This is a genomic window from Streptomyces sp. NPDC000345, assembly GCF_042898825.1.
In the GTDB taxonomy this organism is placed as follows: Bacteria; Actinomycetota; Actinomycetes; order Streptomycetales; family Streptomycetaceae; genus Streptomyces.
Genome location: NZ_JBIAZE010000010.1, coordinates 223609 through 237598 on the forward strand (window position 1 = coordinate 223609; position 13990 = coordinate 237598).

13 protein-coding genes are annotated in these 13990 nt (G+C 72.9%); 7 read left to right on the forward strand and 6 right to left on the reverse strand.

Annotation, left to right across the window (positions count from 1 at the left end; all coding sequences use genetic code 11):
- Positions 1–3 precede the first annotated feature (3 nt).
- The 3 genes from ACFY30_RS24900 to ACFY30_RS24910 form a co-directional block, all read right to left on the reverse strand.
- Positions 4–867, reverse strand: a complete 864-nt coding sequence (locus ACFY30_RS24900) for a hypothetical protein (RefSeq protein WP_390847340.1) — start codon at positions 865–867, stop codon at positions 4–6.
- Between the two features lie 67 nt (positions 868–934).
- On the reverse strand, positions 935–1555 hold the full coding sequence (locus tag ACFY30_RS24905) for a TetR family transcriptional regulator (protein WP_390660704.1): 621 nt from the start codon (positions 1553–1555) through the stop codon (positions 935–937).
- A gap of 85 nt (positions 1556–1640) precedes the next feature.
- Positions 1641–2150: a hypothetical protein gene (locus tag ACFY30_RS24910; protein WP_390847341.1), complete on the reverse strand. Its 510-nt coding sequence runs from the start codon at positions 2148–2150 to the stop codon at positions 1641–1643.
- Between the two features lie 176 nt (positions 2151–2326).
- On the opposite strand from ACFY30_RS24910, the gene hmgA reads away from it, so the two are divergent.
- The 4 genes from hmgA (at position 2327) to ACFY30_RS24930 (ending at position 6959) form a co-directional block, all read left to right on the forward strand.
- Positions 2327–3655, forward strand: a complete 1329-nt coding sequence (gene hmgA / locus ACFY30_RS24915; protein WP_390847342.1) for a homogentisate 1,2-dioxygenase — start codon at positions 2327–2329, stop codon at positions 3653–3655.
- 26 nt (positions 3656–3681) lie between these two features.
- Positions 3682–4431 (forward strand): GntR family transcriptional regulator, encoded by a 750-nt coding sequence (locus ACFY30_RS24920; protein WP_390847343.1) that lies wholly within the window; start codon positions 3682–3684, stop codon positions 4429–4431.
- A gap of 26 nt (positions 4432–4457) precedes the next feature.
- Positions 4458–5597, forward strand: coding sequence for a type ISP restriction/modification enzyme (locus tag ACFY30_RS24925; RefSeq protein WP_390847344.1), 1140 nt, complete (start codon positions 4458–4460; stop codon positions 5595–5597).
- 165 nt (positions 5598–5762) lie between these two features.
- A complete protein-coding gene (locus ACFY30_RS24930; RefSeq protein WP_390847345.1) occupies positions 5763–6959 on the forward strand; it encodes a CaiB/BaiF CoA transferase family protein in 1197 nt (398 codons plus the stop codon).
- A 9-nt stretch (positions 6960–6968) separates the two neighbouring features.
- On the opposite strand, the gene ACFY30_RS24935 is transcribed toward ACFY30_RS24930, so the two are convergent.
- From ACFY30_RS24935 to ACFY30_RS24945, 3 genes are all read right to left on the reverse strand, one after another.
- On the reverse strand, positions 6969–7235 hold the full coding sequence (locus tag ACFY30_RS24935) for a hypothetical protein (RefSeq protein WP_390847346.1): 267 nt from the start codon (positions 7233–7235) through the stop codon (positions 6969–6971).
- 126 nt (positions 7236–7361) lie between these two features.
- Positions 7362–8183 carry an anti-sigma factor domain-containing protein gene (locus ACFY30_RS24940; RefSeq protein WP_390847347.1) on the reverse strand — a complete coding sequence of 274 codons (822 nt, stop codon included), beginning with the start codon at positions 8181–8183 and terminating at the stop codon, positions 7362–7364.
- Positions 8180–8722: a sigma-70 family RNA polymerase sigma factor gene (locus ACFY30_RS24945; protein ID WP_390847349.1), complete on the reverse strand. Its 543-nt coding sequence runs from the start codon at positions 8720–8722 to the stop codon at positions 8180–8182. Before ACFY30_RS24945 ends, ACFY30_RS24940 begins: the two co-directional genes overlap by 4 nt.
- Positions 8723–8934: 212 nt before the next feature.
- On the opposite strand from ACFY30_RS24945, the gene ACFY30_RS24950 reads away from it, so the two are divergent.
- The 3 genes from ACFY30_RS24950 (at position 8935) to ACFY30_RS24960 (ending at position 13958) form a co-directional block, all read left to right on the forward strand.
- Complete coding sequence (locus ACFY30_RS24950; protein WP_390847351.1) at positions 8935–10461, forward strand: DUF4331 domain-containing protein; 1527 nt, start codon at positions 8935–8937, stop codon at positions 10459–10461.
- Positions 10462–10629: 168 nt separating this feature from the next.
- Positions 10630–12207, forward strand: a complete 1578-nt coding sequence (locus ACFY30_RS24955; RefSeq protein WP_390847352.1) for a tetratricopeptide repeat protein — start codon at positions 10630–10632, stop codon at positions 12205–12207.
- A complete protein-coding gene (locus tag ACFY30_RS24960; RefSeq protein ID WP_390847353.1) occupies positions 12204–13958 on the forward strand; it encodes a sulfite exporter TauE/SafE family protein in 1755 nt (584 codons plus the stop codon). The genes ACFY30_RS24955 and ACFY30_RS24960 overlap by 4 nt, the downstream gene beginning before the upstream one ends.
- Positions 13959–13990: the final 32 nt, after the last annotated feature.

A 13990-nucleotide genomic window follows, 5' to 3' on the forward strand; every position in this document is an offset into this window, starting at 1 on the left:
CGGTCACCACCGAGCACCCGCGTCCACCGCGCGTCCCGCCTCCGCCGTGTTCAGGTACCGGGTCGCGTCGTGGGCCCGTGCCCCGTTGTGGACCACCTGGCACACGACCCGCTCGCCGAACAGCGGCCGCAGGTCCTTCACCAGGGCCACGACGTCGCCCTCGTCCGCGAGGTTGGTCCAGTGTTCGACGGCGCCCGGCCAGTCACCGGGGGATCCGGAGCCCGCGGCCCCGGCCCGCAAGCGGTCGAACACGAGGTTGCGGATGCCCAGCGGCGACCCCGCTGTCAGCAGTGAGCGCACCGGCCACTCGGGGTGGGCGCACAGCGCCTCGTAGGCGACGACGCTGCCCAGGGAGTGGCCGACGACGACCCGGGTGCGCCCGGTCACCGCGTCGGCGACCCGCTGCTGGACGGCGTCCCGCAGGGCCGGGTCGCACAGGTAGCCGCGGACCTGCTTGAGGTCGAGGACCATGCTCCGCAGGGCCACGCCGGCGAAGAAGCGGGAGCGGCTGAGGGCGTTGAGGGCCCGTTGCACCGCCTGGGGCGTGCGGGCGAGGGTGCGGGCGTCGGGCGGGAGGACGGCTGGGTCCGTGCGGGCCGCCTCCGCCCACCACTGCAGCAGCAGCTCGCTCTCCAGTCCCTCCTCCACGTCCGAGGCGTCGAGCGGCGGGTCGCCGAGGGCGAGGGTGCGGCCGGGCGGGCGGAACAGGTCACCGTAGAAGACGCAGCGCACGTCGTCCGCGCCGAGCGTGGCCGCGGCGCCCGCGCGGATCAGTCCGTCGGCCAGCGCGGGATGCCAGGAACGGTGCAGTTCCCGCTCCCCCGTGTGCTGCTGGCCGATCCCATGGACGCAGACCACCCGAGCCACAGCGTTCCCCCCATGCCCGCTTGACGACTCACCTCGGCAACGGGCACCTTCCCGTGAACGGGGCCGGTCAGTCCAGTGCGCGTGCCAGATAGGCCCGCAACAGCTCCCGGGTTTCCTCGATCACCTTCGGGTCCCCCTCCGGATCCATCCGGAAGGCCAGCTGGACGAGGGTGTCGGCGGTCTCCACGGCGATCAGGAAGGTGCGGCGCAGGTTCTCGTCGGGGTCGCGGTCGAGGTAGGCGGAGAGGAGGTCGGTGAGGCGGTCGGCGACGCGGTGGTTGGGTTCGGCCTGGCGGGCGCCGACCGGGATCTGGTTGCCGAAGTCGACGAGGGAGAACCCGGGCGCGGTGCGCTTCATGGCCAGGTACTCGTCGAGCACGGCGTCCATGGCGGCCCGCCAGCCCTCTCCGCCCCCGGCTCCCTTCAGCCGCTCGGTGACGCGTTCGGAGTAGCGCTCCAGGTTGCGCTGGGCGAGCGCGTCGGCCATCTGCCGCTTGTTGCCGAAGAAGCGGTAGACGGAGCCGATCGGGACGCCGGCGCGCTGGGCGACGGCCCGGGTGCTCAGGGCGTCGTAGCCGACCTCGTCCAGGAGGTCGGCGCAGGCGTCCAGGATCCTGGTCAGCCGTTCGGCACTGCGCCGCTGGACGGGCGCACGACGGAGCGATGTCGCTTGGGGCACGGACTTCATGATGCCTTTCCGTCGCGGGCGGGTGAACCTCGCCCCTCGGTACGGAGAAAGGTGGCCGTTGCACTCAACGGGGGCGTCGACGCGGTCACGGGGAGGGCGACGGTTCCGAGGCCGTGATGTCCGCCGTGCTCTGCACGGGCTTGCCGTCGACCGCCCACACCGTGCCGTCGTCCGCGTACAGCCGCGCGGTGACCCGGTGCGTCCCGTGCGGGAGATAGCCGGCCGGGATGCGGTAGGAGGGGCTGCGCAGATCGGCGACGGGCTGGTCGTCGACGTAGAGCCGGGCGGTGCCGCGTCCGGTGGCCGCCTTCTCGGGCGCTCCGGACGGGGAGAAGCGGAAATTGGCCAGCTTCAGCCGGACGTCCCAGCTGCCGTCGCTGTCGGGCTGGACCTCGACACCGACCCGGGGAGCCCCCTTGTCGCCCACTTCGCGGTAGTGCCTCCCGTCGTCGTCCGTGTCGTCCAGGACCTTGCCCACCGGTGAGGGCGACACGACGGTCCCCTCTTCCCGGGCATCACCGGAGCCGCACGCGGATCCGGCCAGCGGCAGGACACAGACCGCGAGCGCGGCGACGAGTACGCGCTTCCACGACATGCCCGGGAGATTAGAGCACCTGTCCGACACGCGGATCCTTCTGGGGTCTGGTTCCGGCCGGGTGTGATCGTCCTCCGTGAGGAGGACCGCCGGACCTCTTGCGTCTGCGAAAACGCAATCCTACGGTGATGCATAGGAATCGGCAGGGCAAGGAACCGCCACGCAAGGGAGCGACGATGAGCAGCGGGGACGCACGCAAGACCGCCGAGGGGCTGGCCCATCTCTCGGGGTTCGGCAACGAGCACGCCTCCGAGGCGGTGCCGGGCGCCCTCCCCGAGGGCCGCAACTCACCGCAGCGCGCGCCCCTCGGCCTGTACGCCGAACAGCTCAGCGGTACGGCCTTCACCGAGCCGCGCGCCCACAACCGCCGCTCCTGGCTGTACCGGATCCGCCCCTCGGCCGCGCATCCGGCGTTCACCCGCGCCGACAACGGCGCGCTGCGCACCGGCCCCTTCACCGAGACGGTCCCCGACCCCAACCGGCTGCGCTGGGACCCCCTGCCCGAGCCCGCACCGGGCACGGACTTCCTCGGCGGCCTGTGGACCCTCGGCGGCAACGGCGACGCCACCCAGCGCACCGGCGTGGCCGTGCACCTCTACCACGCGAACGCCTCCATGGACCGCGTCTTCAGCGACGCCGACGGCGAGCTGCTGATCGTCCCCGAGCGGGGCGGGCTGCTGCTGCGCACGGAGTTCGGCCTGCTGCACGCCGAGCCGGGTGACGTCGCGCTGGTCCCGCGCGGGGTGCGCTTCCGCGTGGAGCTGCTCGACGGCTCCGCCCGGGGGTACGTCTGCGAGAACTACGGCGCCCCCTTCCGCCTCCCCGACCTCGGCCCCATCGGCGCCAACGGGCTCGCCAACCCGCGCGACTTCCGCGCGCCGGTCGCCGCGTACGAGGACGTCGAGGGGCCGGTGGAGGTGGTCAACAAGTTCTGCGGCAACCTCTGGCGCGCGACGTACGGCCACTCGCCGCTGGACGTGGTCGCCTGGCACGGCAATCTCGTCCCCTACGTCTACGACCTGCGCCGTTTCAACGTCATCGGGTCGATCTCGTACGACCACCCCGATCCGTCGATCTTCACGGTGCTGACGTCGCCGTCCGACACCCCCGGGCTGGCCGGCGTGGACTTCGTGGTGTTCGCGCCGCGCTGGCTGGTGGGCGAGGACACCTTCCGGCCGCCGTACTTCCACCGGAACGTGATGAGCGAGTACATGGGCCTGATCGAGGGTGCCTACGACGCGAAGACGGCCGGAAAGGGCGGTTTCGTGCCGGGCGGCGGCTCGCTGCACAACATGATGTCGGCGCACGGGCCGGACCGGGAGACGTTCGACCGGGCGAGCGCCGCCGAGCTGCGGCCGCAGAAGATCGACGACGGACTGGCGTTCATGTTCGAGACGCGCTGGCCGCTCACCCTCACCCCGCACGCGGCGGGCGCGGACCATCTGCAACAGCGCTACGACGACGTGTGGGACGGCCTCGAACGGCACTTCCGCCCCTTGCACTGAAGATTCCCTCCAGGTACGGATGGCCCGTGACCTCCTTCGCCCCGGACTCCATCGTCCTCAACCGCAAGCTGCCGCTGTGGTACCAGGTGTCGCAGTCGCTGCGCGCCTCGATACTCGGCCGCTCGCCCCGCGACCCGCTGCGGCTGCCCACCGAGGAGCAGCTGGCGGGGCACTACGGGGTGAGCGTGCTGACCATGCGGCAGGCGCTGAAGGAGCTGGAGGACGAGGGGCTGATCACCCGGCACCGGCGGCGCGGCACGTTCATCGAGCCGGGCGTCCAGCGGGGTGCGCCCGTGCGGCTGCTCGGCTCGGTCGACGCGATCGTGGCCCAGCAGTCCGGCATGGTGACGGAACTGCTCGGCCACGGACAGGCGCCCGTGCCGGCCGAACTGGCCGAGCACTTCCCGGACCTGGCCGAGGTGGCGACGTACCACCGGCTGCGCGGCGACGAGAAGACCGGCGAGCCGACCAACCACGCCCGCAACTACGTCCGTCCCGAGGTCGCCGCCCGCATCGACCCGCAGGATCTGGTGCGCTGGCCGATGACCAAGGTGCTGCGGGACGTGGTGGGCGCCGGCATCGGCCGGATCACGGACACGGTCGAGGCCCGGCTCGCGGACCCGGAGACCGCCCAGCTCCTCCGGGTTCCGCTGCTGAGCCCGATCCTGCACTACACGGGCGTGACCTACGACGGGGACGGGCGGGTGCTCGACGCCGCGGTCATCCACTACCGGGGCGACCGTTTCTCCTTCACGGTCACCCTCGACGCGACGTGACCCTCCCGCGGGCGGTCCCACGTACCATGCCCAGCGTGACGCACGACGACGCTCCGCCGCTGGCGGACCTCATGCCGTGGTCCGTCGCACCGCCGCGGCTCGGCCGGGGGTGGCCGACGGCTCCCGACCCGGCTTCCCTGAAGGCCCGCTGGGACGCCCTGATGAAGGCCGAGGGCCCGGACCGCGAGGCGCTGTTCGAGCCGACGCGCTCGCGCACCCTGCGCACGGCGGTCGGCCAGCTGCCGGGCCGGGCGGGCGGCACGGAGCGGCTGGTCCGGGCAGCCGGCCCCTGCCCGGAACCGGTGAGGGTGCTGGCCGCTCCCTTCGACGAGCAGTGGCTCATCCCCGACCAGCGGCTGATCGACGCGGCCCGGCCGGAGTTGTGGCGGGTGGCGGACGACCGGCAGGTGTTCGTGGTGGAGACGCCGGACGCGCCCCTGCTGGTGACCTCCCTGATCCCGTTGCGGCGCCCCGGCCGGGTGCGTCCGCTGTACCGGCGGCCGGGCGGCTCGGACCCCAACCTCGCCCCCGGGCTGCTGGATCACCTGGGCCACTCCCCCGATCCGGTGGACTTCCTCGCCTGGACCCTGACCGCGATCCGCCCCGACGGCACCCTTCCCCTCACCCGGGACCGCGAACTGTGGGCCCGGGGCGTCGAACTGGGGCACCGCGCCCTGCGGCTCCTGCGCCGCGGCGGAGAGCGCCCCAAGCTTCCCGGCGGCCGGCGGCCCTACGTCCGTGCCCCGCTTCCGGCCCGTCCCCTCACCCTCCACTACGACCGCGACGAGGAGAGCCTGCACGTCGACGGCGGCCGCGTCTCCCCGGTGCCGCCGGAGGCCTGGGACTTCGAGAGCGCTCCGGGCGTCCGGGTCCTGGAACGGTGGTTCGCGGCCCGCACGGCGCAGGCGGAGCCGGGCACGCTCGCCGCGATCCGTCCGGCCGCCTGGCCCCAGGCCTGGACGTCGGAACTCCTGGAGCTGATCACGGTGTTGGCACTGCTGGCCGAAGTGCGCGCGCAGCAGGCGGAGTTGGTCCCGGCCGACCTGGTCACGACGGCGGAGCTGCGAGACACGGGGATCCTCCCGCCCCCGGAGCCGACCCGTCACCCGGCGACGGTCCTGGACCACCACGAGGAGGGCCCGGAGGGCCAGTTCGCGCTGCTCTGACCCCGGGGGACGAAACCGTCCAGCACCCGCTCCACCGCCGTCTCGAACACGGCCTCCGTGGTCTGGTGCGCGGCGCTGATCGCGGTGTCCGCGCCGCCCGCCGTGCGGCGGCACGCGCACCCCCGCGCATGACAAACCGCCGGCCCGGGAGCCATGATCCACCCCATGGACCAGCTCCCGCCGCCCCTGGAGGGCATCACCGTCGTCGCCGTCGAACAGGCCGTGGCGGCCCCCTTCGCCACCCGTCAGCTCGCCGATCTGGGCGCCCGGGTCATCAAGGTCGAACGGATCGACGGCGGCGACTTCGCGCGCGGCTACGACACCGCGGCCCGCGGCCTCGCCTCGCACTTCGTGTGGTGCAACCGGGGCAAGGAGTCCATCGCGCTGGACCTGAAGGACCCGCGCGGCCTGGACGTCGTACGGCGGCTGGTCGCGGACGCGGACGTGTTCGTGCAGAACCTCGCACAGGGCGCGGCGGCCCGGCTGGGGCTGGACGCGGCCACACTGTGCGCGGCGCATCCACGGCTGATCGCCGTCGACATCTCCGGCTACGGCGCCGAGGGCCCCTACGCGGACAAGCGGGCGTACGACATGCTCGTGCAGTGCGAGGCGGGGCTGGTGTCGGTGACCGGCACGCCGGAGCAGCCGGTGAAGGCGGGAATCCCGGCGGCGGACATCGCAGCGGCCATGTACGCCTTCTCGGGCGTGCTGGCGGCGCTGGTGCGGCGGGGGACGACCGGGCGGGGCGGGCCCGTGGAGGTGTCGATGCTGGAGGCCCTGGCCGAGTGGATGGGGCATCCGCTGCATCACACGCTGCACGGGGGCACTCCGCCGCGGCGCACGGGTCTCGCGCACGCGGTGATCGCGCCCTACGACGCCTACGCCACGGCCGACGGCGGCCGGGTGCTGCTGTCGGTGCAGAACGACCGGGAGTGGCGGCGGCTGGCCGACCAGGTCGTCGGCCGAGCGGAGTTGGGGACGGATCCGGCATTCGCGACGAACGCGGCACGGGTGACGAACCGGGAGCGCACGGACGCGCTGGTGGCGAAGGCGCTGGGCGCGCTGGACACCGACGAGGCGCTGGCGCGCCTGGAGGGCGCGGGCATCGCGTGCGCGCGCCTGAGGGATCTGCGGGAACTGGCGGAGCATCCGCAGCTGGCGGCCCGGGAGCGGTGGCGGGAAGTGGGTTCGCCGGTCGGGCCGTTGCGGGCGCTGCTGCCTCCGATCACTCTGCCGGGCGGGCCGGAGGCGAGGATGGGGGACGTACCCGCGCTCGGGGAGCACACCGAAGCGCTGCTGCGTGCCGTGGGGATGACGGACGACGAGATCGCAGCGCTGTGCCGGGACGGTGTGGCCGCCTGAGCGCGGGTCTCAGTGCCGGTGTCCGCCGAACAGCGAGCGGCGCAGTCGGCGCAGCGGCGCGAACAGCGACACGCGGGCCGTCCTGGAGTTGCGCTGGCGAGCGGGCTCACGCGCGGTCAGTTCCCGCATGAGCGAGGTCGCCTCGGCCGTCTCCCGTTGCGGTATGGCGGGACCCGCCAGTACCGACAGATGGCGGTCGAGCCGCGAACTGGTCGCAGTGCTCCCGCAGGTGATCGCAGGGACCCTCGCCCTGCTGCGCATCGTTATCTGTTCCATGTCACTCCCCACCCGTACGAGTCCACCCGGCCCGGGCAGGGTAACCCTATCGCCCCGTCCGGGCACGCGTGTATCGAGCTCTCAGGAATCACCTTCCCCGCAAGGGGGTTGACGTACTCCCTTCGATCACTCTCCGAATCCGACCGATTTCAGGGTGAGTTGGACAACCGGCTGACTGGTGGGCTGAGCTGACCCTCCGTCGGGCTCGACGGTCACGGCGAGTGATGTCGAGGTCTTGTCGAGGCCGGTCGCGACCAGGGGCGTGTCGCCGTCGAAAAGCCCGAGGGAGCGCGGTTGCACGTTGGGGCGCATGACCCAGAGCTGGTGCACCCGCCCCCCGGGCAGGTCTCCGTATCCGCTCAAGGTGACGATCGCCTCCCCCTCCGAAGCGGAAGCGATTACTCCGATACTGCGGCCCCCGGTGTCGGTGCCGGTGCTCGCCCGGGCGTCCGGAGCTGCCAGAACGTGGGCGATCTCACGTGCCTGGGCGCGCTCCGCGTTCAACTGCTCCTGGGTGCGGTCGGCCTGGACGGCGAAGAGCGAGGCGACGACGAGGGCCGCGGCGGCGGTGGCCGTGGCGAACGGCACGAACAGGGGGCGGCGCGCGCGAGGCGCACGGGAGCGTCCCGGCGGCGGCTGCGTGCCCCAGACGTGTGGAGGCAGTTGGGGCTCGTGCGCCCGCACCGGCGCACGCCCCGGCTCCTGCGGGGTGGTGCGTACGGCGGCCAGCACCCGGTCGCGCATCGCGGCCGGCGGCGGGACGGCCTGGGACCAGGCGAGCCGGACGGCGTCCTCGGCCAGGTCGCGCACCTCGGCGGCGCAGCGGTCGCACCCTCTGAGGTGTTTCTCGAAGCGGCGCCGCTCGTCCGGCTCGAGGGCGTCGAGGGCGTAGGGGGCGGCCAGCGAGTGCAGGTCCTCCCGGCGGAACAGTGATCCGAGGACGCTCACGCGACACCTCCCAAGCAGTCGCGCAGCCGCGTGAGTCCGTCGCGCATCCGGGTCTTCACCGTGCCCAGCGGCAGCGAGAGCCGCTCGGCCACCTCACGGTACGTGTAGCCGTCGTAGTAGGCGAGGGTGACGGACTGCCGCTGAAGGGCCGTCAGCCGGTCGAGGCAGCGCCGGACCAACTGGCGTTCCAGCCCGGCCTCGACCTCCTCCGCCACCTGGTCGAAGGCGGGGTCGTGGTAGCGCCGCCCCTCACGCTGCTCACGGTCGCTGGCCGCGCGGGCGCTGCGCACCCGGTCCACGGCGCGCCGGTGGGCCAGCGTGAGGATCCAGGACAGGGCGCTGCCCCGGCCGGGGTCGTAGCGGGCGGCGGAGCGCCAGGCCTCCAGGAGCACCTCCTGGGCGACCTCCTCCGACTGGGCGGGGTCGCGCACGACGCGCCGCACGAGTCCGAACACCGGCCCGGACACCAGCCCGTACAACTGCTCGAATGCCCTCTGGTCGCCCCCCGCGACGAGCACCATCAGCTCGTCCGCCTCCATCCGGTCCCCCTCTCCGCGGCCGCACCCGGGCCACCCCGTCACACCAGGCATTCGCAACGGACACACCTCCGGATGGGGTACGGATCAAAGAGCCCGAAACGCGGGTCGAGCAGCGAAAAAAAGTTTTTTGATTTCGACCAATCCGATCGGCCCTCCGCTGCGTATCACTGTCCGTCAGGCAAGTTGGCACACAGGACGGACGGCAGGACGGCATGACAGCAGCTATCTCCAAGAGCGGCACGGGACGCAAGGGCGTCGCGACTCTGATCTGCGGGGCACTTGCCGCCGGGGCGCTCACGGCCGCCGGCGTCGTGGTGCTCGCTCCGGGGGCTGCACAGGCCTCCAGCCACCGCGAGGCCCCCCTCATCTCCGGGACCCCGCAGTACGACAACACGGACCTCTACGCGTTCGTCAGCCCGGACCACCCGGACACGACGACCATCATCGCGAACGTGATCCCGTTCCAGGAACCCGGCGGCGGCCCGAACTTCTACCAGTTCGCCGAGGACGCCCAGTACGACATCCGCATCGACAACAACGGCGACGCGAAGGAGGAGCTGGTCTTCCGCTACACGTTCAAGACGAACGTCAAGAACCGGAAGTCGTTCCTCTACAACACCGGGGTCGTCGACAGCCTGTACGACCCGGACCTGAACGTCACGCAGACCTACGACCTCGAGCTGATCAAGGAGAAGAACGGCAAGGTCGTCCACGACACCAAGCTCGCGGACGACGTCCCGGTGGCGCCGTCCAACGTGGGCAAGGCGTCGATGCCGAAGTACTCCAAGCTGCGCGACCAGGCGATCTACAAGCTGTCCAACGGCGCCAAGACGTTCGCCGGACAGGCCGACGACCCCTTCTTCGCCGACCTGCGCGTCTTCGACCTGCTGTACGGCGGTGACCTCTCCGAGGTCGGCAACGACACCCTCAAGGGCTACAACGTCAACACGATCGCCCTGCAGGTGCCCAACGACATGATCGTCGAGGCGAAGCACCAGCCGATCGTCGGCGTCTGGACCACCACCCAGCGCAAGAACGCGCAGGGCTACTACTCCCAGGTCTCGCGCCTCGGCAGCCCGCTGGTCAACGAGGTCGTCAACCCGCTCAAGGACAAGGACAAGTTCAACGCGTCCCAGCCGAAGGACGACGGCCAGTTCCTGAAGAACGTCACCAACCCCGAGCTGCCGAAGCTCATCGAGGCGATCTTCAAGATCAAGGCTCCGGCGGAGCCGCGCAACGACCTCGTGGACGTGTTCCTGAAGGGCGTCAAGGGCCTCAACCAGCCGCCGTACGTGACGCCGTCCGAGGAACTGCGTCTCAACACCTCGATCAAGCCGGCCGCCAGCCCCAAGCGACTCGGTGTGCTGGACGGCGACAACGCGGGCTTCCCGAACGGCCGTCGCCTCACCGACGACGTGATCGACGCCTCCCTCCAGGTCGTCGAGGGTGAACTGGTCGGCTCCAAGAACGACCTGGGTGACGCGGTCGACAAGAACGACAAGAACTTCGAGAAGTACTTCCCGTACGTCGCCCTGCCGACCGAGGGTTCGCGCGGCAAGACCGCGAAGAGCGGCGCCGACGTCAAGAGCGCCCTCGGCGACGGTCTGACCGGTGCCACCTCGGAGAACACCCCGCTGATCGCGGCGTCCGCGGGCGCCGGCGCGGCGGGCATCCTCCTCATCGGCGGCGGCCTGATGTGGTGGCGCCGGATGCAGCGGCCGTCCTACCGGCGCCACTAGGCACCCGGTCGGACCCCACGTCCAGGTGGGCCGGAGGGAATCCTGCGCTCCCCGGCCCACCTCATCCCCACCGACTGGCGCGGCCCGCGTACTCATCCCCCACGGCGCGGGCCGCGCCGCCCCCCACACCCCGCAGGCCGAACCACCCCAGGCGACCTAGGAGAGGGCATGTCCCCGCGTACGAACGACGGCGCACCGGAGAGCGAGCGGCCGGGGTCCGGGCCGGCGTCCGAGGGCGCCGCCGTCGTGGACCCGGACCTGCCGGAAGGCGGGGAGGACCGGGCCGAGACCGACTCCGAGGACGCCTTCGCCCTGGAGGACACCGAGGCCACGCGGGCCCTGGAAACGGCGGACTCCGGCACGGACGACACCGACGTCAGGGTGGCCGCCGTACGCCGGGTCGCCGCCGCGGGCCGTCGCTGGCGGGGCGTCCAGCTCGGCGCCTGCGCCGCCATGCTGGCGGTGGCGCTCACCGCGGGGGCGATCGCGATCGGAGCCGTGCGGGACGGACAGGACCCGCACGTGGCCACCGCAGCCGCCGTGTCCCCCGGACTGCTCGCGAACGGTGACCTGGACTCGGGCATCACCGCCCTCCAGGCCCATCTCCGCGCCCAGCCGAAGGACTTCGGCAGCTGGGCCACCCTGGGTCTCGCCTACGTCGAGCAGGCCCGCACCAAGGGCGACCCCTCCCGCTACCCCCAGGCCGAGCAGGCGCTGAAGCGTTCCCTCTCCCTGCGGGCGGACAACGACCAGGCGCTGGCCGGCCGGGCCGCGCTCGCCGCCGCCCGCCATGACTTCGCGGGCGCGCTGAAGTACGCCGACCAGGCCCTGAAGCAGAACCCCTACAGCGAACGCGCCCTGTGCTCCCGTATCGACGCCCTCGTCGAACTCGGCCGCTACGACGAGGCCGGGAAGGCCGCCGACGACGCCGACGAACGGCGGCCGGGCGTCCCGGTGTTCACCCGCTACGCGTACGTCCGTGAACTGCGCGGCGACGTCACCACCGCGCGCCGCGTCCTCGACCAGGCGCTCTCCGCGTCCACCTCCCCGGGCGACATCGCCTACGTCGCCACCCAGCTCGGCCAGCTCGCCTGGAACCAGGGCCGGTACGAGGAGGCGCTCACCCACTACGCCCGCGCCCTCTCCGCCGACGACACCTACCTCCCGGCGCTGGAGGGCAGGGCCCGCGCCCAGGCCGCGAGCGGCCGGCAGGCCGAGGCGATCGAGGGGCTGGAAACCGTCGTCGCCCGCTACCCGCTCCCCGGCCCGCTCGTCGCGCTCGGCGAGCTGTACGAGGCCCGCGGCGCGAAGGGCGACGAGGAGAGGGCGGACAACCAGTACGCCCTCGTCGACGCCTGGACGGCGATCGCCCGCGCCAACGGCGTCAACGCCGACCTCGACACCGCGCTCGCCGCCGCCGACCACGGGGACCGGGCGACGGCCCTGCGCGCGGCCCGCGCCGACTGGGCCCGCCGGCACACCGTGCACACGGCGGACGCCCTCGCCTGGGCCCTGCACGTCAACGGCGAGGACGCCGAGGCGCTTCGCTACGCCCGGCAGGCGACGGCCACCGGCTACCGCAACGCGGCCTTCCTCTACCACCGCGGGGTGATCGAGAAGGCCACCGGTCATCCCGACGACGCCCGTACCCACCTCGCCGCCGCGCTGAAGCTGAACCCCGGCTTCTCCCCGCTGGGCGCCCGCGAGGCCCGTACGGCTCTCAAGACGCTGGAGGCGGACAAGTGAGGACCCGTCGTCTGTTCGCCTCCTGCGCGGCCGTGTTCACGGCCGGCGTCGCGCTCGCGCTGGTTCCTTCCGCCGGCGCGAGCGCGCACCCTCTCGGCAACTTCACCGTCAACCGCTACGACGGACTCGTCGCCGCCCCCGGACAGTTGCGCGTCGACCACGTCGAGGATCTCGCCGAGATCCCGGCGACCCAGGCGAAGCCGGACATCGAGCGGCTCGGCATGACCGAGTGGGCCCGGCAGCGCTGCGCGACGGCCGCGTCCGGCAGCAGGCTGACGGTGGGCGGCCGTGCCGCCACCCTCACCGCGGGCAGCGCCAAGGCGGTGCTGCGGCCCGGTCAGGCCGGACTGGACACCGTCCGGGTGGAGTGCCGGCTGACGGCGGAGCTGCCCGAGAAGGACACGGTCTCCCTGTCCTTCCACAGCGCGGGCGCCTCCTCCGGCCCCGGCTGGCGCGAGATCACCGCGCGCGGCGACCGGATGACGCTCACCGGGTCCGACGTACCGGAGACGTCCGTCTCGGACGAGCTGACCACGTATCCCAAGGAACTGCTCTCCTCGCCCGCCGACACCGCCACCGCCTCGCTCACGGTGCGGCCCGGTGGCGCGGCGCTCGTCGAGGAGGAGCGGGACGCGCCCGCCGCGTCCGTGCTGCCGCGCGGCGCCGACCGCTGGACGCGGGCCCTGGACGGGCTCGTCGCCCGGCAGGACCTCACCGTGGGCTTCGCCGCGCTGGCCCTGGTGATCGCCGTCGTTCTCGGCGCGCTGCACGCCGTCGCCCCGGGGCACGGCAAGACCATCATGGCCGCGACGGCGGCCGCCCGCGGCGGCCGGGCACGGATGAAGGACGTCCTGCCCCTGGCCGCTTCGGTGACCGTCACCCACACCCTCGGCGTGGTCGCCCTCGGTCTCCTCGTCACCGCGGGTTCGGCCGCGGCGCCCTCGGTGATCGCCTGGCTGGGCCTGGCCAGCGGCGCCCTGGTGCTCTGCGCCGGCGTGACGCTCGTCCGCCGCGCCTGGCACAACCGCGGACACGGCCACGGGCACGGACACAGCCACGGCGGCCGTGCGCACAGCCACGGCGGCCGTGCGCACAGCCACGGCCCCGACGGTCACCCGCACCCGCACGGCCCCGGCGACGACCACCCGCACGGCCACGACCACGGCCGGCCCCACGACCACGCCCCCGCCGTCAGCCGTCAGCCGGCCCTCGTCGGCGCTCCCGCGGGCCGTCCGCACAGCCTCACGAAGGCCCCCGCGCAGCCCCGGCACGACCACGACCACACGCACGAGCATGAGCATGAGCACAGTCACACCCACGACCACGAGCACGGTCACACCCACGACCACGACCACGGCGGGCACACCCACAGCCATGGCGGGCGCACCCACACCCACGCCGTCGCCCCCACCCTGCGCGGCACGATCCTGCTCGGCTTCGCCGGCGGCATGGTCCCCAGCCCCTCCGCCGTCGTGGTGCTGGTGGGCGCGGCGGCGCTCGGGCACGCCTGGTTCGGGCTGCTGCTCGTCGTCGCGTACGGCGTCGGCCTCGCCCTGACCCTCACGGCCGCCGGGTTCGCCGTCGTCAAGCTGGGCTCGGGCGCGACCCGTCTGCTGGACAGGCGTCCCCGCTGGACCAGCCGCCCCGTCGTGACGCTGGTCCGCCGCAGCCTTCCGCTGTGGTCCGCGCTCCTGGTCGTGGCACTCGGGGCCGGACTGGTGCTCAAGGGGGCCGCATCCGTACTCGGCTGAGCTACGTTGGTGGGGTTGCGGAGGTTTTCGCC